The organism is Desulfitobacterium nosdiversum (assembly GCF_049860565.1).
GTDB lineage: Bacteria > Bacillota > Desulfitobacteriia > Desulfitobacteriales > Desulfitobacteriaceae > Desulfitobacterium_A > Desulfitobacterium_A nosdiversum.
This window is the reverse complement of sequence record NZ_CP172056.1, coordinates 3,594,334-3,616,912: the sequence shown is the minus strand read 5'-3', so window position 1 is coordinate 3,616,912 and position 22,579 is coordinate 3,594,334. Positions and strand designations below refer to the sequence as shown.

The following is a 22,579-nucleotide window of genomic DNA, read 5'->3' as shown; positions in this document are numbered from 1 at the left end:
AAAACAGATGACAGTTTTTGCGGAGGTATATATGAGACAACTAAGTGAATCTGAATTTGATAGTATAGTATATAGTGTTTCTGGGGATATGCCCGAAGTTTTAAATATTTCAATTTATGGATTTGGAGTTGAGGTGACATTTGAATCTAATTCTAGAAAAACAGATTGGAATTCGTTTTTAGACTTTGATAAAGTGACAGGTAATTATACGTATACTTCTCCATATCTCGGTGCCTCTTTGCCATGGCAATTTGGTGATAGAATTTCAAGAAGAATTAAAGACATGCTAAATGATTAATTTTATACAATAGTAACAGCATTCTCAAGGCATACAGAAATATGAAAAGTATCTGGCAACTCGACGTCAAGAGCGGCCGGATAAGGATACCGGAAGGTTATGGAACAGATAAATATACTGGCGAACCAATTAAGTGACGATTGGAAATTTATTAAAAATGACCAGCTAATTCGTTTCTTGGGAAAGCATCCAACAATGATGAATTTGTGTCTGAAATTCTTCGCCAATGATTCGGCGCAGGCTTATAGGCTATATCAGCACATCAGTCAGAGGGAGAACAAATGAAACTTTACATATGTGGAAATGGATTCGACTTGCACCATGGTTACAACACCGGATACTGCAATTATCGTAGTTTTTTATTGGAATATCATTATGATGCATGCGATATAGGGGGTCCACAGAGGAGCTTTATACGATAAATCAGTGTTTAAGAGATCAATAAACATAGGAATGATACTTTCAGAAGAGGGTTACTGATATGGAATTGGAAATGCAAGAAAAAATTATTAGAGAGGTATCGCTTAAAAGAGCAGTAATGAGGGTATTTGAGATTATATTCTTTGTTGTAATAGGGCTAGTAGTAGGTAGTATGCTTTTGCCAGACACAGGCTTTGTCAATAAGTATAAAATCTATTTGTATTTAGCTGTAGCAACAGCTTTGGTGTTTGAATTTTTCAGAGTCTATCATTGGTTTAAAAAAAGATTAGGTTGTACGGCAGTAATCAGGGACATTATGCGTGATGATAAAAATCCGGTAATTTCTTTGAAAAAAGGAATAGTAGAAATTGAAAATCAAATCGAAATTCTATAAAAGAAGATTGACTTCTGTAAAATAATATTTCCAACACCATTTTTTACATACTGGCTTGGAATTTATATTAACAAGAACAAAGAAGTAAATGAGCTACTCAACAAAAGCGTATCAGGAGTTGATATTGCGACAGGATTATTATTTGTGTCTTTTATTATTGTTATAATATATGGCTTATCAATAACTAAGTATTTTAGCCATTATGTTGATAATAAATTTTATTTAGCCGAATACAAAAAGGCTTTAATTGAATGTGAAGCGATTAAGTATTGAGCTAATATTTTGCGTGACCAATGCATGGACCAATTGACTAATGAAGCATGGCTAAGCTGACTGACCCGCCAAGTGGGTACCAGAGGGGTACGACATCTTTTTTGTATCCTCAAGGCACGTTGAGACGATAATAATGATGATGAATTGTGGTAGAAAGGGGAAATAGGAAAAATTTACCACGAAATCTTATGGTTTTGAATTAAAAATTGCCATATGTCTCAGGTTGACTTTTTAAGCAAAAATATAGATGACATAGGATATTTTGAAGAATATAACGGTGTAAGATGAATAAATAAAGAGCAACCACTGTCAATGTTATTTCAATTGCAAGGGCAGTGGTTGCTCATATATAATCCGTTTACAATTATACCTCATTTTCCTTATGAAATGATTCAGCAGTTGTTATGCAATCTTTTTCATCACCAAAGATTCCCCTTTTTGTAATGCAGGTTTACCGTTTCCACGCGGTTGCAATCCAGCAGTGAAAATAGTAATTTATCCGCTTGTCCTGACGTCTGACACGCAACCGGCACCGTGCAGCAGACAGATGACCCGAAGGTATCTATCAAAGATTTTTTTAATTCTAAAGATAGTGTGCTCATCCTTTCAAAAGTTGAAATGTGTTGTGAAAAGATTGCTTTTATAATTTGCTCATAGCGATAATCCGGTAACTTCATGTCTGCTATAATCTGTTTCATTGCTTCATATTTTGAATAGTTCATGTAGGCTTTCCTCCTCTTGAAAATCGAAATCATCAAGAAGCAAAGCCAGCATGAGCGGCGGTTATTCCTTATCGCTCCATGCAAAGACCGCCAGCAGCATCTGGCTTTGCATGGAGCTCATCATGAGTAACGGCAATTTTATAGCTATTCATAGTTTCACTTTTTCCTTATCTATAATTGTACAATTTTATTAGTAATATGGCTGCAAAAAGCACTATCGTGCTCAACAAATAAAATTGTTGGATGATATTCAAGCAGCAACGTTTCAATCTGCATTCGTGACAGGACATCTATATAGTTCAATGGCTCATCCCAGATATACAGATGCGCTTGTTCACAAAGGCTTTTTGCGATTAGCACCTTTTTCTTTTGACCTTCACTAAAATCTTCAAGACTTTTTTCAAATTGCTCTCTTGAAAAATCAAGTTTACGCAGGATCGCCTTAAAGAGGCTTTCATCAAGGCAATTGTACTGTGCATAATCAGTCAGAGTCCCGCTTAAGTTTGCCGTATTTTGTGAAACATAGGAGATTTTTAGCCTTCCGTTCTTCCTCAATATTCCAGTGTGGACAATTTCTTCTCCGCAAATCAGTTTCAAGATACTGGATTTGCCACAGCCATTTTTCCCTTGTAAGGCTATTCGATCACCTTGTTCTATTGCAAAACTTACATCTGAGCAAACGACTCTTTCTCCATAAGCAATAGAAATGTCAGAAAGCTCCACCAGACGATTTGTATGATATCGCAGCGGAGAAATTTTCAAGGGTTCGCTGTTTTCGATATTTTTAAGCAAATTCGATTTCTCATCGATTAAGGCTTGTTGACGACTCTCAATGCTTTTTGAGCGCTTCATCATCTTGGCCGCTTTATGTCCAACAAATCCTTTATCAAGTTTACTACCTGAATTGGTTGCTCCGTGCTTGCTTTTTTCCACGCGCTCAGACCAGTCGGATGTCCTTTGCGCTGCAGCCGTTAAACGGTTGATATCCTTTTTCCGCTTTTCATTTTCAGCCAATTCAAAGTTATCCTGTAGTTCTTTGTTATTCCACCATGAGGAAAAGTTGCCTTTCTGTATTTCAATATTGGTTTTATTGATAGCAAGAATATGATCAACACAGTTATCCCAAAAAGCACGGTCATGAGAAACTAAAATAAATCCATTCTTGCTTTTAAGATAATTGCTCAATATCATTCGTGCCATAGCATCGAGGTGGTTGGTCGGTTCATCAATCAGCAGGAAACTGTTTTCTTTCAGGAACAAAGCGGCTAAGAGGGCTTTTGTTTGCTCTCCCTTTGAAAGTGTGAAAAACTGCCGATATAGAGCATCATTTGTCACATCAAGCAAGGATAACTCACGCATGATCTCCCAGTCTAGCGCATTCGGACTAATCTCACGTATTACATCAATTGTAAAAGATTCCGTGTCAGATACTTCATAGGGAAAATACTCAAATACGACGCTGCCCGAAATTGTTCCGCTGTAATCATATTTTCCCAGCAACAGCTTAAGGAAAGTGGTTTTCCCTCTGCCATTACACCCAGTAAAACCCAGCCGCCAATTTGTGTCAATTTGAAAGCTGACATCTTCAAAAATATTACTGTAACTTCCTTCATAAGCAAAAGTTAGATTTGCGACATTAATCAAAGACAATTTATCAATATCCTCCGTATAAAAAAATGAGATGCAAGAAAGCTACTTCTTGCATCTCATAAATATAGCAAAGTCAAACCAGATATGGTAAGACAAAACTTATATGAGTGAATAGGTATCAAACTTTCTTGCAATCGCACAACAAAAGCAACAGTGCGGACATCCTGCACATAAATCCTTTGTTATGCATAATAATATCAGCAAGAAAATTTAATCACCTTTCCACCTCAAATCATCAAAATTTTTATTTGTAGGATAGTATAACTCAATTCCATAGAGTAGTCAATTAATTTCTCGGGTTAGGTTTCATAGGCTTAAGATATATTGGGGCAATATTGAGGGCAGAGTTCTCGGGCAGCCGGGACTAATTTTGCTGTTCTGTTTAATGTTTGCTGATGTGGGTTGGGATATACAATCGGCATCTTTTTTGTATCCTCAAGGCACGTTGAGTGTATAATTCTGATGACGTATTGTGGTTCAATGGGCAAATAAGACGGTTTAGCCACTATATGTAGTGGCTTTGAAGCAAAAAATGAGCAGAAATCGGGCTGAAAAAGTGCATTTTTTAGCCCGATTTTTATGGGCATTTCATAGATGACATTCGATATTTTGAAGATGTCACCTTATAAATTGCAGGCTTAACAGGATCAGCATCCATTTTACAAATCTTTTGGTGCTGATTTTTTTAAGGATGCTGTCAAGAAATCAATATAAACCGAAATCTCTTCCGGAAGCAATTGATCGTATCGCTTAACCAAGCCTACTTGAATATCGTTATGCCCTTCCAACGGTATAGAGATTATATTTGGATTCATATAGTTTTCCACAATGCAGCCTGTGCCAAGATTGTAGCCGTCTGTATTCGACAGCAGATTATTCATGGCGCCGCGATCCTTCAGGTAGACCAACTTGGTGATAGAGCTTACATCGATGAATTCTTCCGCAAAATAAAGCGGTATATCGTCTTGATGGTATGTCAGATAAGGGTAGTTCCTCAGTTGTTCTATGTTGATAGATTTGAGATGTGCAAGAGGATGCTCTTTTCTAAGAAAAACATGCTGCTTCATCAAAAGCAGGGGAGTAAAAATCAATGATTTTGAGATAAAGTAACGCTCAAAGAATTCCCCGTTTAAGTTGGAGATAGATAAAATCCCGAGTATGCTTCTGCTTGCATATACATCCTCGATCACGTCTGTTGTTTTACCTTCACGGATTGTCAGCACGTACTTCCGTTCAGTTAGATAATCCATCAGTTTTTCTGTCGCCTCTATTGCAAAGCCGTAATGTTGAGAGGAAATAGAGAGTTTTGTTAAGTCCGTTTCCTTTTGCCTGTTAAAGTGATAGGCAACAGATTCCGCCTGTTCAATCAGCATTTTGGCATAAAACAGCAGCTCTGAGCCTTCTTTTGTAAAGACTACCCCTTTATTTGTTCGATCCAGAATTGTAATCTCTAAATCATTTTCTAAATCTCTGATTGCCTTGCTGATGCTGGGCTGCGTTACAAAAAGTGCGGAAGCAGCCTTGCTGATAGAATTATGTTTGGAAACCTCAACGATATATCGGCATTGCTGCAGCGTCATGTTTTCCACCTTCATACTTGCTTTTATTGTAAGCCTGCTATAACTAAATTCTATTGCGAACAAATAGAAATGTCAATTATGCTTTTCCGATCAGAACGAGTTATAATATGTTTAACACGCATATATCAATGAATTTTGAAAATTAACCTGACTCATGCAGCGAAAGCTGATAATAGGTAAAAGTAATATCGACTGCGTCCAAAATGCTGCTATCAGGTAAAGAGAGGAAAGTAAACATGAAGACGATAAATTTTAGGCTTGTACAGGAAGCGGACGCCGAAGAAATTTTGGGAATATATGAGCCATATATTAAGGATACGGCTATCACCTTCGAATATGAAACCCCTTCCGTAGATGAATTTAGGAGTCGCATAAGGGAAATATCATCTGACTATCCTTATATCGTCTGCGTTTCGGATAGCAAAATCATCGGATACGCATATGCTCACAGACAAATGGAGCGGGCTGCTTACCAATGGAATGCGGAGCTGTCTGTTTATATTGATAAAGCCTGTTTGCGCTGCGGGGTGGGCAAAGCGCTTTACAGTGCCTTGATCGAGATATTGCAGATGCAAAATGTACGCAGCGTATACGGGGGTGTTACCTCCCCTAACGAGAACAGCGAAAAATTGCATGAGTATTTCGGATTCAAAAAATTGGGCGTATACCACAGCACAGGGTACAAATGCGGCGCGTGGCATGATGTCGCATGGTTTGAAAAGACCATTGGAGATTATTGCCTTGCCCCCAAGCCGTTTGTGTCAATTCAAGAGATTGACAAGAATGTGATCACGGAAATACTGAATCGCTATAATGAACCGCATCATTCCAAATGAGCTGTTGGCCTAAGCATTCTTGCATATTATTTCATGTATTTGGAACAAGGAGCAGCAAAAGTCCGGGCAACAACCTGTTTTGCAATGTTAGCGTCCATACCCTTTGCTATTTTTCTTCTTGTATTGAATTATACTTTAAAAAAGAACCATATATTTATTTCAATTTTCGCAGCAAGTGCAGTATGGTTAATTTTGTCATCAGCGCTGGTGCTAATTTGGAATAAAACAAACCATATTATAATACAAAAAATCTAAAGTTATTGGGATGGAAAGTCTTGAATGACTTTGTTTTTTATAATCCCATAACAATTTAATAAAGCTGCCGTCAGGCAGCTCGAACCACAAGAGGCTATGTATTCTTATTTGAGAAGCATGGCCTTTTTTTATTGCCTGCTGCAGCGAAAAAGAATGGAGGAAATATTTATCAAGGTTTAACATGCAAAAAATACTTTATGGAAATTAGGGAATCCCGATTACATAATGAAGATTGTGGTGGTTGCATCTCTATCCAATAAAGCGGGAAGAAGTTGTTACACCCTTTCTTTCTTAGGGTTGTTCCTACATTGCAGATAGTCTAAGAATCGCTTAACTGCAAGCGACGCTGATTTTTTATCTCTCATTGCAAGACCAATCTTACGGTACGCCGGTATGTCCAGTTCCTTTGTTACAATTCGATATGGAATACGCTGCAAAATAAGCTCCGGTAAAATACTGATGCCCAAACCGCCTTCCACCATTGACATGATGGCATAATCATCCCATGTCGTAAAATGTATTTTGGGTTCAATATTAAATTTTTCAAATATTTCCGATATTTCAGCCTTAGCGCCTTTTTCTAAAAGCATGAAAGGGTAATCACACAGCGCCTTTACAGGAAAGCATTCACAGTCGGCCAGCGGATGATTTTCCGGCAAAACCACAAGCAGCTTATCCTGTTCCAAAAAAATTGTTTCAAACTCCGGGAGTGTGGGAAGCCGAAGAAAGCCGCAATCCACGCGCCCCTCTAAAATCCAGCTTTCTATTTCCGTATAGTCGCCCAACAAAAGCTCGTAATCAATATTGGGGTAGTCCTTTTGAAACTCCTTGATGATATTCGGGAGCCAATGCGTTGCTACGCTGGAAAATGTACCAATTCGAATCAGCCCCGATTGCAAACCGTTCAGTTCGTCTACCTGCGCCTGCAATTTCTGATATTCGTTACATACGCTTTGAGCAAACGGCAACAGCTTTAATCCGTCGGAAGTCAGGCGTACACCGGCACGTCCACGCTCAAGGAGTGACACGCGCCATTCCTTTTCCAAATCGTTAATCATGCGGCTGATGCCGGATTGGGAATAGTTCAATACTTCTGCCGCCTTTGTAAAGCTGCCATATTCGACGGTTTTGGCAAAAGCCATATATTTTTGGATGTTCATATCCATACTACGTTTACCCCCCCTTTTATTATCTGCTTTTGTCATATTTAATATGATAAACATTCGCTTTTGTTATATAAAAGCATATGATACCCTATATATGTTGCAAAATCAAGCGAAGCTACGTCAGTTTCTATCAGTAGAAAGCGGGAAAATATTGTGAAGGAAAAACTATATTTTATGCTGTCGATGATCATCTTCGGCGCAGTTGGAGTATTTGCAAAATACATTGAAATGTCTTCTAGTAAGATAGCGTTGTTCTTGGGTCTGATCGGAGCAATATTTTTGCTGATCGTTTTCAGATGCAAGAAGCAGAAGGTATCGTGGGGCATTGTGAAGAAAAATGCCGTCGCTCTGTTTATAGCAAGCATTGCATTAAGCGGAAACTGGATTTTTTTATTTCAGGCGTACAAGGAAACAACAATTGCCAATGCGGCACTGAGCTATTATTTCGCGCCTGTTCTTGTTACTATGCTCTCACCTTTGGTTTTGAAAGAAAAGTTGTCGCTTAAAAAGGTGATATGTATCGGTGGCGCTTTGCTGGGGTTATTCCTTATATTGCAAAACAGCACGCTGGAAACAACCGGGAATCATTTGCTTGGCATCGGCTATGGGCTGATTGCGGCGAGTTTCTATGCCACTTTGACACTAACCAATAAGTTTATTCGGGGGCTGGACGGGCTGACAAATACGCTTCTGCAGCTTGGTTTGTCGGTTATGCTATTATTCCCATTTGTATTGTTCACGGATGGCTTCGCTTTTACTTCTCTCACGGGTAAAACGGTTTTATTGGTGTTACTGCTGGGAGTCCTTCATGGAGGAGTTGGGTTTTATCTGTTTTTCGCCGGAATGAAAGGACTAAAAGCCCAAAGTATCGCCGTATTGAGCTATGTCGATCCTCTTACATCACTATTGATTTCAGCTTTGGTAATAAGAGAGAAAATGACTTTACTGAAGCTGATCGGCGCTGTCTTGTTGTTAGGTTCTATTTGGATAGGTGAAAAAAAGTGCTACGCTTTGCCCGAAAAAATTTGAATCCGAGGGGCGATTTTTTCAAGAGGATATCCTTCTTCCAAGGGGGTACCAGCTTCAAGCAGCATCTTTTTTGACGGTTCAAGGCATACAGAAAGCGTTACGAGGATTGAGCGGGTGAAAGGTTGATAGGTTTTGGTCTTTGAAAATCATGCTAAAATAAATAAGAATAACTATTATGGAATTAATGAAAATATTAAATCAGGAAAGTTGGAACGCTTTATATTTATTATTACTGTTTGAAAGTGTAAGGAAAAAATATGGATAAACTATTATTTGGGATATCAGGATTACCAATAGGCAGTGGATCAAAAAAAATTAACTATGCTTCTGGCATTGACTATATAAAATCAATAGGGCTTGATGCAATGGAACTCCTTTTTGTGAGAAGTGTCAATGTGACAGATAAAAATAAGCATATAATATTAAAAACTAAGCTAGATAATGATTTTTATCTGTCGGCTCATGGATCACATTATATAAATCTAAATGCAGATGAATATGAAAAGCAAGAACAGTCAATGGAAAGAATAACAAATGCAATGGAAGGATTATCAAAGGTTAAGGGGAAAAGTTTAATATTTCATCCGGGTTTTTATTTAAAGGACTCAAAGGAGGAGGCTTATAATACTATAAAAGAAAACTTGTTCAAGCTTCCAAATAAAGAAATAGATTATAGGCTTGAGACTACGGGAAAAAGAACCCAGTTTGGGACACTTGAGGAATTAGTTTCTCTCTGTAAAGAAGTACGTTCCTGCAAGTTATGTATTGACTTTTCTCATATACATGCAAGACAGAATGGCTCTTTAAAAGGCTATGATGATTTTGCAAAAATACTGCAATACGTGTTGGATAAGTTGGGCAGGTCTGCTCTAGATGATTTGCATATCCACATGGGTGGAATAAACTACAATGAAAAAGGCGAGAAAAACCATCTTCCCTTATTAGAAAGTGATTTCAACTATTCAGAGTGTTTAAAAGCCATAAAAGATTATAACGTCAAAGGATGTATAATTGTAGAGGGACCTCTGGTAGAGAAAGATGCATTGTTATTGAAAAATACTTTTAAAAAATTATGAATATTGTCTAAGTTGTCTTAGTCGATAACTTTGAAGGTACATGGATAAGTGTTCCTAAATATAGGAATAAAAATTGGGCACTTATTAAACTGGAGCAAAAAGATGGAGGGCATATTTAAAGCTATGGAATCAACATATTTAAGAAAAAATGAGTTAAGTGAAAAATTGTTATCTTACTATGAAGAATCTTGTTTAGATCAGAGTGTTTTGCTTGGGTCATTGATTTCAGAAGAAGCAAGAGAATTTATTGAGAACAATGCTAATGCATTCATTTTTGGATTAATATCTGATCAATCTACAAAAGCTGAACTAGCATGGTCTTTGCCGTTTCACTTAAAGAAAAGACTAGGTCATTTTGATATGCACAAGATGGGGAGTGAGGGATATGAGCATGAAATTGAGAAGGCTATAAAAGATAAGCCAGCTTTACATAGATATCCAGGAAGAATAGCTAATTATCTTTATTTAGCGAGTAAGCATATTATAGATAATTATCAAGCAGATGGTGCTAATATTTGGTCAAATACAGACAGTGCTAAAGAAATAATTTACCGATTATGTGCTTTTAAAGGTATTAGCTCAAAAAAAGCTGCTCTTGGAACAATGTTATTAGTAAGAGATAAAGGCGTCTATGTAAAGGATGCTCATATTATTGATATTGCTTATGATATACATGTTAGAAGGGTCTTCTTAAGAATTGGATTTGTTAAGAGTGATACATTAGAGCAAGTAACTGAAGCGGCAAAACTAGTTTATCCTGATTTTCCAGGGAAGCTTACTACTCCTATTTGGGTTATTGGAAGGGAATATTGCCGGCCAACAAATCCATTATGTGATAATTGTCCTATTTCTAACTTATGTGAAAGAAAAATTCATTTAGGCGGAGATATATATGCATAATTTGATTGAATCTAATATTCATAATGAGACTTCTGAGCGTGTGGCTAGGATTGAGAGACTGAAGTGACGATGAATAAATCTATTGAAGGAGGGTTTTACAATGGAAAAGCAGTCTACGAAAGACACGAAATCTCCGTCCCAACTAATCGACGAGAGAATTGAGGAACTGGGCGACTGGCGGGGCCAGATGCTCTCAAAGGTGCGGAACCTGATCAGGCAGGTCGACCCGGAGGTAGTCGAGGAGTGGAAATGGAGAGGGACCCCTGTGTGGTCTCACGACGGGATGATATGTACCGGGGAGACTTACAAGAACGTCGTGAGATGACTTTCGCCAAGGGAGCATCACTGAAGGACCCCTCGCATATTTTCAATTCAAGCCTGGATGGGAACGCCAGGAGGGCCATCGACTTCCATGAGGGAGACGAGGTGGACGAGGAGGCGCTTAAGGAGCTAATCCGTGCTGCCGTTGCCTTAAATAATACCCTGCCGCCAAGGCCCCTCCAGGCTCCATGGGCATCTTTTTTGTATCCTCAAGGCACGTTGAGTACGTAATAATGATGACGAATAGTGGTTCTAAGGGCAAATGAGGTGGGTCAACTACTATATGTAGTGGTTTTGAAGCAAAAAACTGCGGTTTTTGACCCTGTTTTTTGGGGCGTTTCATAGATGACATTCGGTATTTCAGAGTCCATGCTTGAATTTCTCATGGTTGGGCAATAAAATGATAAATATAGAACATATAAACAAACAGGAATTTATCGAACTGTTTTAACTTGCCGATTATTTATATTTTGTACGCCTTCTGGGCGATAAGGCGAATTTATTACAGTGACATAATGATAGTGTCATGATAAAGTAAGTCAAAGAAAGAGGGAGTGTATTGATGTCGGTAATTCTGTAAGGACTTAGGTTAATGGCATGAAATGAGCAGTTGTTCTGCTCTTGTTTGTGTTGTCAAAAACTGCCTTACAGATTGAACGAACATTCATTATTTATAATGGTGTGATTTGTAGCGCAGTAGCATACTGTGCTTTTTTGTTTCTTTCTATAAGGTGATAATTAGAAAGGAAGGAATACCATGTATACATTTACAAACCAGTTTATTTCTAATGATAAAAATGCTGAGTTCCTAAAAGCCGCTATGATGGGGCCAAACGCCATGCGCGTAGCGGAGGAATTAGCGTCACACCTAAACATCAATAAGAATATGCGAATACTTGACCTCGGTTGCGGGTGCGGTCTTTCCACGCTTTTGTTAGCGAAAAAATATGGTGTGCCCGTTTTCGCCGCCGATCTTTGGATTTCGCCAACTGAAAACTATGAGCGTTTCCAATCTATCGGGATTGATGATAAGGCCGTTGCGATTTCCGTAGACGCGACCAAAGGGCTGCCTTTCGCAAACGGATATTTTGACTTGTTGTTCACCGTGGACGCTTACCATTATTTCGGTGATACGTCGGAAATGCTCCCGTCGCTCGTTCCTTTTGTAAAAAGGGGCGGCTATATCGCCGTGGCTATTCCCGGCTTAAAATACGAATTTGGGAAAAATGTTCCCGATGAAATGCAGCCGTTTTGGAACAGCGAGATGGAAAGAACCTTGCACTCTCTTGATTGGTGGAAAGATTTGTGGAAGAGGACAGAGGGCATTGATATGGTGGACAGTCGTGAAATGGCCTGTTGCGGACAGGCGTGGGAAGAATGGCTGACCGGCTACCATCCCGTCGTCGCGGATGACATTAAAATGATGGAGGCTGAGGGTGGAAAGTATTTTAATCTCGTTCAGTTGATTGCTAAAGTCATTTGAATATACTTGTCGTTTTGTCGTTCACCTTTGCCCCCAAAGGCGAACCTAATAAGCATAATGTGAAGCTGACAAATTCTAATTTATTTAATTGAATATAACTGATTCCTGAAAATTTGCGGGAGTATTTTCTAACGAAGATACCCCCGCTTTTTTATGCCCTTTTTTAGGGACTCATACTAAAACGAATGGAGAAAGTCAAAATGGCAAATGAAACAATGCGTATCTTTTTCCCTCTGAAGATTTTCAGCTATCCTCAGTATGATTACTCGGAGGATGAACAGGAGGATATCTCTCCAAGGGAGGCTGTGGCATATGAGGATCAAATCCTCGCTGCCATCGCCAAGGAGAACCGGCACTTTGAAAATGACCGGGGTCTTGCTGAATATATCCACGACGAAGCTCTTAATAAAAAGGTGTATAGCCTGATTCCTTCCGTGGAGGTCGTCGATGGCGAGCGGTGGGGAGTTATGACCACAGGGCTTAAGGAGTCCCTCACCGGCGAAGAAACCGCAGAGCTCATGGAATTTGTGGTCGGACAGAACGCTGATGGGTATGGCAAAGGATTCGAGCAGCGTCCTATCAAAACGCCGGACGGAGAAATCTATGTCAGCTTTTGGGACAGCGGAAATTACTCCATGAAGTTGGAGCAGGACATGAAGAACACCCAGCCCGACCTTGGATATAGCAGTCCCGTGATGGGAGGCATGTAAGATGAGCAAGGTGTTCTCCATCATTGGTTTGGAAACGAACACCGGCATCCGTGACGTCGGACTTATGAGTGGCATCCCTGAAGTAGAAGACATACAAAAGTCTCAGCTATATAAAGAGCTGGTTGAGGATTGCGGGGAATCCGAATTCATCACGGTGGCGGTAAAGTCCTTCCGCTATGGTGAGGGCGAACCGGAGGATGCCACAGCCGAGGATATTAATTGGCTTAAAGCCCATCCTATATTTTTGAAAAGCGAGGCGGTCACCCATCTGCAAACTGCCAGCTTCGCAATCCTTTATCCCGATCAGGGGATGCAGATGAACATGTAGCACTCTTTGGTTTCTCTTGAAGCTGAAGTATGTACAATGACTTAACCTCAGAAGTAAAAATAGGCGCAGAAGGGACTGGCCCTCCTAAAAAATATGCCGTGTCCCTGCCTGACAATCTCGACAGGTGTGAGGGCTGTCCCTATCCCGGCGTCGGTTTTATCTGCTGGAGTTCTGACGGCTCCTGCCTGAGAACCGAGGTTGAGAAATTCAGCTGTGAAAGCAAAGGCAGGTGATGGAATGAACAGCATCATCAGCTGGGTGGGTGGCAAAAAGGCGCTGCGGGATATGATCTATCAGCGGATGCCAAAAGAATTCGGGCGGTACATTGAAGTATTCGGAGGCGGTGGCTGGGTGCTGTTCGGCCGGCCTCCGGATACCGCCATGGAGGTCTATAACGATTTCAATTCCGACCTGGCAAATCTGTTCCGCTGTGTCCGCGACAGACCCTTCGCCCTGCTCAAGGAATGAACTTCCTTCCACTGAACGGACGGGATGAATTCAATATTCTGAGAAAATATTTGGAGAAAGAGGAATTCACGAACGAGTACCTGCGGGAGGAACTGGAGATCGCCCAGCGGTATCTCACCGAGCCGCAGTTTGAGGAAATCAAGCCCATCCTTTTAGAAAACGCGCGGATGAACGACATCAAACGTGCCGCCGCCTTTTACCGGCTCATCCGCTTAAGCTACGGAAGCGGATGCACCAGCTATGGCTGCCAGCCCTTCGACATCAGGAAAACCTTCCATCTTCTCTGGCAGGGCAGCCGCAGGCTCAAGGATACGCTCATTGAGAACAAGGACTTTGAAGAACTGATCAAGCAGTACGACCGTGAAAACGCCTTCATCTACTGCGGCCCGCCATATTATCAAACGGAGGGACACTACGCCGTGGAATTTAAGAAAGACGATCACTACCGTCTGTGGGATACCCTGGCAGCCTGTCAGGGCAAATGGCTGGTCAGCTATAACGACTGTGAATTCATTCGGGAGCTATATAAAGACTTTAACATCGAAGCGGTCAGCCGCCTTAACAACCTCGCCCAACGCTACGACAACGGCTGCGAATACGCCGAAGTCCTCATCTCTAACTATGACACCGGCGAAAGGCTGAGGGATATGCCGACTCAGCTGGGGTTATTCGACCTCGCCGGTTTGCAAACATGTCATCATACCGTAGAGTATCAAGGGATACTGTCCCCTTTCCCTTTGAACAACATTAAGTAAAATTCTGTAAGCTTTTCGCACACTTTTGAATGCGGGTGCTTTTGTTAACGTTTACTCGACACATAAGTATAACTTTATTGCCGCCTAAAATATGGTATGATAAAAACGATACAGATTTTATTATAATAAGGTGCGGTATGAAAATTTTATTAATTGAAGATGACGTTGAAATAAGCGAAATGTTACAACATTTTCTTGAAAGTGAATCTTTTGAAATTGTCAGTGCGTTTGATGGTGAAGAAGCTTGTCAGAAATTTACTAAAGAAACGTTTGATTTGGTTTTGCTTGATATTATGATACCAAAATTAAACGGAATCGAAGTTATGCATAATATTCGGTCAATAAGTACGGTGCCGATTATTATTATTTCGGCGAAGGATACCGATTTAGATAAATCCTTGGGGCTTGGTTTAGGCGCGGACGATTATATTACCAAGCCGTTTTCCGTTATAGAGGTATTAGCGAGAATCAAAGCGAATATTAGACGATCGACACGATATTCGCAGAATATACCGATGAATGAACCACAAATTTTAACGTCGCATGATATCATCATGAATCTGGAAGACTATACCGTTACCAAGGGAGACAAAATGATCGAATTAACAGCCAAAGAATTCGAAATGCTCAAGCTTTTTATTCAAAATCCTAAAAAAGTCTATACGAAAGCACAGCTTTATTCACAGATATGGAACGACGCTTACCTGGGTGACGAAAATGCTGTTAATGTTCATATCAGCAGGCTGAGAACAAAAATAGAGGACGATGCGAAAAACCCCAGATATATCAAGACTGTATGGGGAATCGGGTATAAATTAGGTGATAGCAATGATTGATTCAATTTATGTCTTTTTTGCCTTTTGCCTCATTGCTTTGCTTATCACACTTTGTCTCGTTGTTCATTCTAAAAAGGCATTACTAAAAGGCATACGCATGGTGACAAGCGAGCTGTCACGCATACTGGATGAAAACACAGAAGAAAAGATCATGGTATTTACTGATGAAAAGTCAATAATAGCTTTGATTATGCAAATGAACCGATTATTTGATGATCGGCAAAAGTTAAAAATAGACTTTAAAAAATCAGAATTGGCTTCGAAGAGGATGTTGTCAAATATATCTCATGATATAAAAACGCCTTTAACTGTGATCCTGGGATATCTTGAAATTATGTCTATGGGCCCAACCGTTGAAACTAAATTGGTTAAGAAGGTAGAAAACAAAGCCAGTCAGGTTATAGAATTAATAGATAAATTTTTCGATCTGGCAAAACTGGAAGCCGGAGATACAGATATACCAATAACCCGAATCAATATCAGTGAAACCTGCAAAAAAAATGTTTTGGACTTCTACGATATTTTGACAAACAGAGGCTTTCAGGTAGAAATCGACATACCCGAGACTGATATTTATATACAAGGAAATGAGGATGCGCTTGACCGCATTTTTTTTAATCTGATATCAAATGCAGTTCGCTACGGTTCCGATGGGAGATATTTGGGTATAACTCTTCGTTTTGATGAGCTTTATTGCTATATTGACATTATCGACAAAGGTAAAGGAATTGAAGAAAAATCTGCGGCGCTTGTTTTTGACCGGTTATATACGCTGGAAGATTCGCGGAACAAGAACATACAGGGAAACGGTCTTGGACTTACCATCGCGAAGCGTCTGGCAGAAAAGTTGGGCGGCGGCATTACGCTGAAAAGTCAGCCGCGCGTCAAAACAATTTTTACGGTAAGGTTGAAAAAGATGATCTATTGAGTTCCTATTTCTCATGTGAAAGAAATTTGTAAGATTTATTCAAGAGTTTCGAAAGAGCAAAGAGCTACAATAGTATCAATCTTAACACAGAAAGGATTGGTTTTTTTGTCGTATATTATCCGAACTCATGAACTTACAAAAGTATTTGATAACAAAGAAGTAGTGAATAATGTAAATATTAATGTCAAGCAAAGTGAAATTTACGGTTTTCTCGGTCCGAATGGCGCCGGTAAAACTACAGTTATGAGAATGATTATAAATTTAATCAAACCTACAAGCGGAGAAATTGAAATCTTTGGGGAGAGGCTTACCTTTTCTTCCTACAATGTACTGAAAAGGATCGGAAGCATTATTGAATATCCGGTATTCATCGATCATTTGAGCGGTAAAGAAAATCTTGAATTTCATTGTGAATACATGGGGTATTACAGTCCGAACTGCGTTGAAAATGCACTTGAAATGCTGGAACTGTCAAAAACAGGTAATAAACCCGTACGCAGTTATTCATTAGGTATGAAACAGCGACTTGGACTTGCAAGGGCAGTGCTGACTAAGCCGGAATTGCTTATATTGGACGAACCGATGAACGGGCTTGACCCAGCCGGTATGAAGCATATCAGGGATTTACTTAAAATGCTGTGCCGGGAAAACGGAATGACCATCTTGATTTCCAGCCATATTTTATCTGAAATCGAAAGTTTCGCCGATACGATTGGTATTATTAGTCAGGGAAAAATGCTGCGTGAGCTCGCCATGCAGGAAATTCATGATATCAATCTTTCGTATGTGGAATTAGTAGCCGGGGATTTAAAGCGGGCGGCTTACGTACTCACTGAACATTTGCATATAACTAATTTTAAACTGATGGATAACAAGGTTATAAGAATTTACGATACCTCTATGCCGTCGCAGGAATTATCAAAAAAGCTGATACTTAACGATGTGGCTATTGAATCGATAAGCCAAAAAAGCGAAACTCTTGAAGACTATTTTCTTAAAGTGACGGAGGAAAGGTAAATGTTAAAATTAATCAAGTTGGAAATGAAAAAGAACAATGCATTAAAGTATATTGGGTATACTGCATTGGCAATTTTATCCCTAACGGCTCTTTCTATAGCCTTCGTATTTTTTCTGGGATTTGATGATCAGGAAATGGCGAAAGATATGGCAAGTGTTTCATTTTTTGTTGAAATGCTGACAAGTATTGTATTCTTAATTTTTTCAGCAGTAATGCATTCGGCATTTACCATCAACGCATACAAAAATCGGACAATGGATTTAATGTTCTCGTATCCTATTAAAAGGAAAAAAATTCTAGGATCAAAAATTCTAGCGGTTTTGGTTTTCAATTTCATATCAATTATCCTGGCGCAAATCATTATTTATGGCAGTATTTATATTGTTTCTCTGTACTTGCAGCCAGCGTTACCAATAGATTTTAATTTCTTAAATATTACATTTTATATCAGCGTCATATTAAACTCGCTTATGACGATAAGTATAAGTTTACTTGCTCTATTTATCGGCATGATCAAAAAATCCCCTATTGCAACAGTTGTGGCTTCGTTTTTCTTAGCTGCCCTGCTGAAAGGCAACATTGGCGGATTCTCATTTGAGGGGAATGTTCTGCTTCCAATGGTCTTAACAATCGTTTCAATCGTCTTTACATTTATATCAATTAATGATGTAGAGAAAAAAGATGTTATATAAGGGTGATGTTTTTTCAGTTCAGGTTATGGATACAAGCCATGGAGCCTCCAGTCCTGTGTTACAAAGCAGAGAAAAAGGTGATCCAATCACTGCTTTGCCGAAGCAGGCTAACACAGCCCTGCTCCAGGTAAACCCGACAGAAATTTACTGACGGATACACCCTGAAATGCAATAATTTGGTTCACTAAGATTTTCAAATAACTGTCTTGACAGGGAGGACATTATAGTTTCACTTGATAGGAGTGACAAAATAAAATGAAAAGAATAATTTTAATTATATTGACTGCCATTACGATACTGGCATCGCTAACCTGTGTTTCAGGCGCAGAAAAAAAACAAAATCGGTTACCGAGTGCGCAGTTACAGAGTACGGCAAATGAAATAGCAAATACATTGGTATCCCAATACGATGTAGCCAGCGTACAATATGCGCTTATTGACAATGGAAAATTTATATTATCAGGAGGTAAGGGTGGAGCTGATAAAGATGATGACCAGGCAATTACAAAAGACACCATGTATGGGATCGGTTCAGTCAGTAAAATGTATGTGTCCGCTGCCACAATGATGCTTGTGGATCGCGGTATACTGAATCTAGATGAGCCTCTTGTAACGTACATACCGGAATTCAAAATGGCCGATCAACGGTACAAACAGATTACACCCAGAATGCTGTTGAATCACTCATCAGGAATCAATGGCACATGTTTTGGGAACACATTTTTATTTGATGATTTTAATACTGAAATTCATAAAGATGTACTTGCCAGCCTTCAAACCCAAAATTTGAAAGCAAATCCTGGTGAGATTGCAGTTTACTGCAACGATGGCTTTACGCTACTCGAAATATTAGTGGAGCGGTTAAGCGGCATGACTTTTACAGAATTTATCAGCAAAAACATTAGTCAGCCTTTAGGCCTTAAAAATACGAAAACACCCCTAGACGATTTTGACCGAACAGCCCTTGCCAAAACATATATGCCCATGTATAAGGGAGCACTACCGACCGATGCTATAAGCGCCATTGGAGCAGGAGGCATTTATTCAACCGCCGAAGAAATATGTCGCTTTGGGGAAGTCTTAATGGGCAAAACCGGGATACTATCTAAAAAATCAGCAAAGGCCATGTTGAATGAAGAATATAAAAAAGGTATTTGGCCAGCAGAAGATGAGAACTTCTTTTCCTATGGACTTGGCTGGGATAGTGTACATATATATCCGTTGGTAGGTTATCATATCCGTGGAGCTTTTAAAGGTGGTGACACAAATTTATATCATTCGGTTATAATCGTGGTTCCTAAGTATAATATTGCCGTAGCTGTGGCCTCTTCTGGTGGCTCATCTATTCATGACGTTATGTTTGCCTCAAAGATTTTGCAAGAATGGATGAAAGAAAAAGGTATCATAAAAGAAATACAACCAGATAAAACTTTTACCCCGCCTGTGAAAGTTGATATGCCAGCCTACATGCAACAATACAATGGACTTTATACGGCTTCGTCTGGCAGTTCGAAAAAGATTGAGATTAAAGATGGGGAATTTCTTATGCCGGCATTAATTGGTGGGCTAGTTCCAGAGCAGAAGTTCGTTTATGTGGGGGATGATCTTTTTAAGAGTGAAGATGGCAGCGCTACGGTGAGTTTTGACCAACAGAAAAACGGAATCACGTATTTAAAGGTCAGTGCTTATCTAACCCTTCCTGAAGTTGGTCAAACCTTTCTTACATTTTATGAGTCCCAAAAGGTAGAACCAATTTCCCTTGACACAGCAGTATCAAAAGCTTGGGAAAAAAGAATAGGCAAAGACTATTTGGTACTTACTGAAAAGCCAAGCTCTCAAAATTTGTTTATTCCTTTGTTTCCAAGTAAATTGATGATAGACGTGAAAAGTGGCTATGTTTCCGGAGCTAAAATCGTTGATGAAAATAATGCAGTCAATGTGGTGCAAATTCCTGTAATGGCCGGTAGAGATACGACAGATTACAAATTTTATACAGAAAATAATATGGAGTATCTCCAAATGTATAATATGACTTTTGTTAACAAAGCAGATATCCCTCCAATGAATTGTGGCGAAACATCCACAATAATACCAGCAAACGGATATGCCCGCTGGTATCAGGTAAACGAGAACTCTGCTGATAAAATAATGACAGTAAAAATGCCTCCAAACGCTGCTTTTGCAGTATATGATGAAAACAATACATGTATAAGTTGTTCAACTGTAAACGGCAACGGCCCAGTAAAACTACCAGCCAATGGATATATTGGCTTTTTCGGAAAAGCGTCAGATACATTTTCTATTACTTTGAAGTAATAAGGTTAAAAAAAATAGTAGAGATTATCCATTCACTTAAGGAGATGACAAACAAGACATCATTCGGTGGCTTTGAAAAATTGAATATGCAGACAAAGTTAAGGTTATTCAAAAGAAGATTGGAGAGATGATAATGGGGAATACAGATAAGTTTGAAATGATAGCTAATATATATGACACTCCTGAAAGAATCCAAATTGCAAAGGTATCATCAGATGCCATTCGTGAATGTTTAGTTGATGCTAAAAGTAAGAATGCTATTGATTTTGGGTGTGGCACGGGTCTTGTTGGTATGAATTTATTGAATGATTTTAAATCGATACTGTTTCTGGATACATCACAAAACATGATTAATCAGATAAAGCAAAAGATTTCTAGTTCTAATATACAGAATGCAGCTACATTATGCTTTGACTTTGAAAAAGATAGTCTTTCGGATTTACATGCTGACTATATTTTTATGGCGCAGGTTTTACTCCATATTAACGATGTTGAATTAGTTTTATCAAGATTATACGAGGTTCTAAAAGAAAGCGGACATTTACTAATCGTAGATTTTGATAAAAATGAAAAAATAGTTTCAGATATGGTTCATAATGGATTTGATCAAATAGAGTTAACTGAAATTATGACAAAAATAGGATACAGGGATATTCAATCTAAAACTTTTTATACTGGAAGTAAAATATTCATGGGGCATGATGCATCTTTGTTTATTCTTGATTCTCAGAAATAGAGTTAGAAATATTTCATTCCGTTACTGGATTTAATAATCTTGTGATTAATTGAAGTGGCAAATCATAATAGAGACAATTTAAAGAACCGCCAAGGCCCCACCAGGTTCAAGCGGTATCTATTTTAACCGTTCAAGGCACGTTGAGAGTATAGTTATGATGACGAATAGTGGTTCGAAGGGCAAAAAAGGCACTCTAACCACTATATGTTGTCGCTATAAAAAACCTCCATATGATGCTCTGACATCACGTTGGAAGCTTACACAAATTCTAAAAAATTCTCTGATAAGTCTTTAACTTTTGGTCGAGAGTTATCGATGTTTCCTCTCTATCGGCCGCTTTCCCTGTCATTGATTCTATTTGGCCGGGGGACTTTTTATCTAATTTGATGAAGAATAAAGCAAATGATAGCGAAAATAGCTGTAAAAGTAAAAATAAAGTCGGGAATCTAGGACTTTAGACCTATTGGGAAATATTTTCATAAAATGGTAATATTTTGTTAGAGAAAATTAACCTTAATGCAATGAAGGTGAACGGCGGGGCGGAAATGGTCGTTGTAACAGCTGAACTGGGATACGGTGGTACTAGTCAGAATGCGCAAATAAACAACGGACCTTTTTTAAAGAAGCTTCAAACTCAAGCCATAGATCTGGACGGTGATACTATTGTTGACGGCTGGCTTTATTGGTGGGATGCCAGCGGTTATGATTCCGGACGATTCACTTATGAAGATACTTCAATAGTTTCTCCATGGAATACAATGTTCGATGCGATAAACATTCTATAGTTATAAAGACGATATTAATCTCCCCCTTCCTTTTCCTTAAAAGGAAGGGGACGTCTATTTTACGTTTTTCAATGATAGAACTATTTATCAGATTCAGGATAGGAGCGAAGTGTATGTTAATTACCAGAAATTACGCCCAACCCACATTGTATCCAAGGACAATCACAAAGTCCGAACAAAAACAGAAACCCGAATACGTTTCCGGCGCTGAAGAAAAACCTGAGGCAGAAGATAAGCTTAACGAGTCTGCGGATATTTGGAAAGAATTATCCGGGCGCTATGATATTCAAAACGCTTCGTTCAGTGAGCTTTGCGATATCTCTAAAAAGTTATATGCGGCCGGTCAGATTTCTTTTCTAGATTACGGGATGATAATTTTTGATCCAAGCCAGTCTTCACAACCGCTTCATTTTGATATTAACGTAACATCGGCCAACCGAGACGGCAGGAGAGATTGGATCGCGGAGTTTGAGGCAAGAGCGAGTGCGGCTCTGAAATTCGGCAACACCGGTGGATACACTGAGAACCGGAAGATTGCTGAGATTTTGAGTCGTCTTGTTTAAGAATACTTTATACTTTTGGATTTGTTCCAAATGGCGATGCT

General features: G+C 39.2%; 26 protein-coding genes and 1 pseudogene. 23 read left to right on the top strand and 4 right to left on the bottom strand.

The window, feature by feature from the left end; translation table 11 throughout:
- Positions 1-31: 31 nt before the first annotated feature.
- The 3 genes from ACHOLT_RS17690 (at position 32) to ACHOLT_RS17680 (ending at position 1,112) form a co-directional block, all read left to right on the top strand.
- Positions 32-298 (top strand): hypothetical protein, encoded by a 267-nt coding sequence (locus ACHOLT_RS17690; protein WP_425803335.1) that lies wholly within the window; start codon positions 32-34, stop codon positions 296-298.
- 281 nt (positions 299-579) lie between these two features.
- Entirely contained in the window at positions 580-720 is a 141-nt protein-coding gene (locus tag ACHOLT_RS17685; RefSeq protein ID WP_425803332.1) for an AbiH family protein, read from the top strand.
- A gap of 59 nt (positions 721-779) precedes the next feature.
- Positions 780-1,112, top strand: coding sequence for a hypothetical protein (locus tag ACHOLT_RS17680; protein ID WP_425803329.1), 333 nt, complete (start codon positions 780-782; stop codon positions 1,110-1,112).
- A gap of 692 nt (positions 1,113-1,804) precedes the next feature.
- On the opposite strand, the gene ACHOLT_RS17675 is transcribed toward ACHOLT_RS17680, so the two are convergent.
- The 3 genes from ACHOLT_RS17675 to ACHOLT_RS17665 all read right to left on the bottom strand — a co-directional run bounded on the left by ACHOLT_RS17675 (position 1,805) and on the right by ACHOLT_RS17665 (position 5,352).
- Complete coding sequence (locus ACHOLT_RS17675) at positions 1,805-2,107, bottom strand: hypothetical protein (RefSeq protein WP_425803326.1); 303 nt, start codon at positions 2,105-2,107, stop codon at positions 1,805-1,807.
- Between the two features lie 171 nt (positions 2,108-2,278).
- Entirely contained in the window at positions 2,279-3,757 is a 1,479-nt protein-coding gene (gene abc-f, locus ACHOLT_RS17670; protein ID WP_425803323.1) for a ribosomal protection-like ABC-F family protein, read from the bottom strand.
- Between the two features lie 659 nt (positions 3,758-4,416).
- Positions 4,417-5,352 carry a LysR family transcriptional regulator gene (locus ACHOLT_RS17665; RefSeq protein ID WP_425803320.1) on the bottom strand — a complete coding sequence of 312 codons (936 nt, stop codon included), beginning with the start codon at positions 5,350-5,352 and terminating at the stop codon, positions 4,417-4,419.
- 221 nt (positions 5,353-5,573) lie between these two features.
- Between ACHOLT_RS17665 and ACHOLT_RS17660 the strand changes: the two genes are divergently transcribed.
- Together ACHOLT_RS17660 and ACHOLT_RS17655 are read left to right on the top strand one after the other, a co-directional pair.
- Positions 5,574-6,173, top strand: coding sequence for a GNAT family N-acetyltransferase (locus tag ACHOLT_RS17660; protein ID WP_425803317.1), 600 nt, complete (start codon positions 5,574-5,576; stop codon positions 6,171-6,173).
- Positions 6,174-6,188: 15 nt separating this feature from the next.
- A complete protein-coding gene (locus ACHOLT_RS17655; RefSeq protein ID WP_425808135.1) occupies positions 6,189-6,428 on the top strand; it encodes a GlpM family protein in 240 nt (79 codons plus the stop codon).
- A 275-nt stretch (positions 6,429-6,703) separates the two neighbouring features.
- Here ACHOLT_RS17655 and ACHOLT_RS17650 read toward each other — a convergent pair whose 3' ends face one another.
- Complete coding sequence (locus ACHOLT_RS17650) at positions 6,704-7,594, bottom strand: LysR family transcriptional regulator (RefSeq protein ID WP_425803315.1); 891 nt, start codon at positions 7,592-7,594, stop codon at positions 6,704-6,706.
- 153 nt (positions 7,595-7,747) lie between these two features.
- On the opposite strand from ACHOLT_RS17650, the gene ACHOLT_RS17645 reads away from it, so the two are divergent.
- From ACHOLT_RS17645 to ACHOLT_RS17560, 18 genes and pseudogenes are all read left to right on the top strand, one after another.
- Positions 7,748-8,623, top strand: a complete 876-nt coding sequence (locus ACHOLT_RS17645; RefSeq protein WP_425803313.1) for a DMT family transporter — start codon at positions 7,748-7,750, stop codon at positions 8,621-8,623.
- Between the two features lie 257 nt (positions 8,624-8,880).
- Positions 8,881-9,699, top strand: a complete 819-nt coding sequence (locus tag ACHOLT_RS17640; protein WP_425803310.1) for a TIM barrel protein — start codon at positions 8,881-8,883, stop codon at positions 9,697-9,699.
- A gap of 102 nt (positions 9,700-9,801) precedes the next feature.
- Positions 9,802-10,599 carry an endonuclease III domain-containing protein gene (locus tag ACHOLT_RS17635; RefSeq protein ID WP_425803307.1) on the top strand — a complete coding sequence of 266 codons (798 nt, stop codon included), beginning with the start codon at positions 9,802-9,804 and terminating at the stop codon, positions 10,597-10,599.
- Positions 10,600-10,699: 100 nt separating this feature from the next.
- Positions 10,700-10,924, top strand: coding sequence for a DUF1801 domain-containing protein (locus ACHOLT_RS17630; RefSeq protein WP_425808220.1), 225 nt, complete (start codon positions 10,700-10,702; stop codon positions 10,922-10,924).
- Complete coding sequence (locus ACHOLT_RS17625; protein ID WP_425808133.1) at positions 10,849-11,151, top strand: DUF1801 domain-containing protein; 303 nt, start codon at positions 10,849-10,851, stop codon at positions 11,149-11,151. The genes ACHOLT_RS17630 and ACHOLT_RS17625 overlap by 76 nt, the downstream gene beginning before the upstream one ends.
- Before the next feature lie 526 nt (positions 11,152-11,677).
- A complete protein-coding gene (locus ACHOLT_RS17620; protein ID WP_425803305.1) occupies positions 11,678-12,403 on the top strand; it encodes an SAM-dependent methyltransferase in 726 nt (241 codons plus the stop codon).
- 200 nt (positions 12,404-12,603) lie between these two features.
- Positions 12,604-13,113 carry a hypothetical protein gene (locus ACHOLT_RS17615; protein ID WP_425808131.1) on the top strand — a complete coding sequence of 170 codons (510 nt, stop codon included), beginning with the start codon at positions 12,604-12,606 and terminating at the stop codon, positions 13,111-13,113.
- Between the two features lies 1 nt (position 13,114).
- Positions 13,115-13,441, top strand: a complete 327-nt coding sequence (locus tag ACHOLT_RS17610) for a hypothetical protein (RefSeq protein WP_425803303.1) — start codon at positions 13,115-13,117, stop codon at positions 13,439-13,441.
- Between the two features lie 237 nt (positions 13,442-13,678).
- Positions 13,679-14,664 (top strand): annotated as a pseudogene (locus tag ACHOLT_RS17605) (DNA adenine methylase).
- Positions 14,665-14,801: 137 nt separating this feature from the next.
- Positions 14,802-15,500 carry a response regulator transcription factor gene (locus ACHOLT_RS17600; RefSeq protein WP_425803301.1) on the top strand — a complete coding sequence of 233 codons (699 nt, stop codon included), beginning with the start codon at positions 14,802-14,804 and terminating at the stop codon, positions 15,498-15,500.
- A complete protein-coding gene (locus tag ACHOLT_RS17595) occupies positions 15,493-16,428 on the top strand; it encodes an ATP-binding protein (RefSeq protein ID WP_425803299.1) in 936 nt (311 codons plus the stop codon). Before ACHOLT_RS17600 ends, ACHOLT_RS17595 begins: the two co-directional genes overlap by 8 nt.
- Positions 16,429-16,533: 105 nt before the next feature.
- Entirely contained in the window at positions 16,534-17,445 is a 912-nt protein-coding gene (locus ACHOLT_RS17590) for an ABC transporter ATP-binding protein (protein WP_425803297.1), read from the top strand.
- Positions 17,446-18,138, top strand: coding sequence for an ABC transporter permease (locus ACHOLT_RS17585; protein ID WP_425803295.1), 693 nt, complete (start codon positions 17,446-17,448; stop codon positions 18,136-18,138).
- A complete protein-coding gene (locus ACHOLT_RS17580; protein ID WP_425803292.1) occupies positions 18,128-18,289 on the top strand; it encodes a hypothetical protein in 162 nt (53 codons plus the stop codon). The genes ACHOLT_RS17585 and ACHOLT_RS17580 overlap by 11 nt, the downstream gene beginning before the upstream one ends.
- 104 nt (positions 18,290-18,393) lie before the next feature.
- Complete coding sequence (locus ACHOLT_RS17575; protein ID WP_425803289.1) at positions 18,394-20,454, top strand: serine hydrolase domain-containing protein; 2,061 nt, start codon at positions 18,394-18,396, stop codon at positions 20,452-20,454.
- A 133-nt stretch (positions 20,455-20,587) separates the two neighbouring features.
- Positions 20,588-21,190 (top strand): class I SAM-dependent methyltransferase, encoded by a 603-nt coding sequence (locus ACHOLT_RS17570; RefSeq protein ID WP_425803287.1) that lies wholly within the window; start codon positions 20,588-20,590, stop codon positions 21,188-21,190.
- A 494-nt stretch (positions 21,191-21,684) separates the two neighbouring features.
- The gene (locus ACHOLT_RS17565; RefSeq protein ID WP_425803284.1) at positions 21,685-21,975 is read left to right on the top strand and encodes a DUF4879 domain-containing protein; all 291 of its coding nucleotides are present in this window, start codon (positions 21,685-21,687) and stop codon (positions 21,973-21,975) included.
- Positions 21,976-22,088: 113 nt separating this feature from the next.
- On the top strand, positions 22,089-22,538 hold the full coding sequence (locus ACHOLT_RS17560; RefSeq protein WP_425803282.1) for a hypothetical protein: 450 nt from the start codon (positions 22,089-22,091) through the stop codon (positions 22,536-22,538).
- Positions 22,539-22,579: the final 41 nt, after the last annotated feature.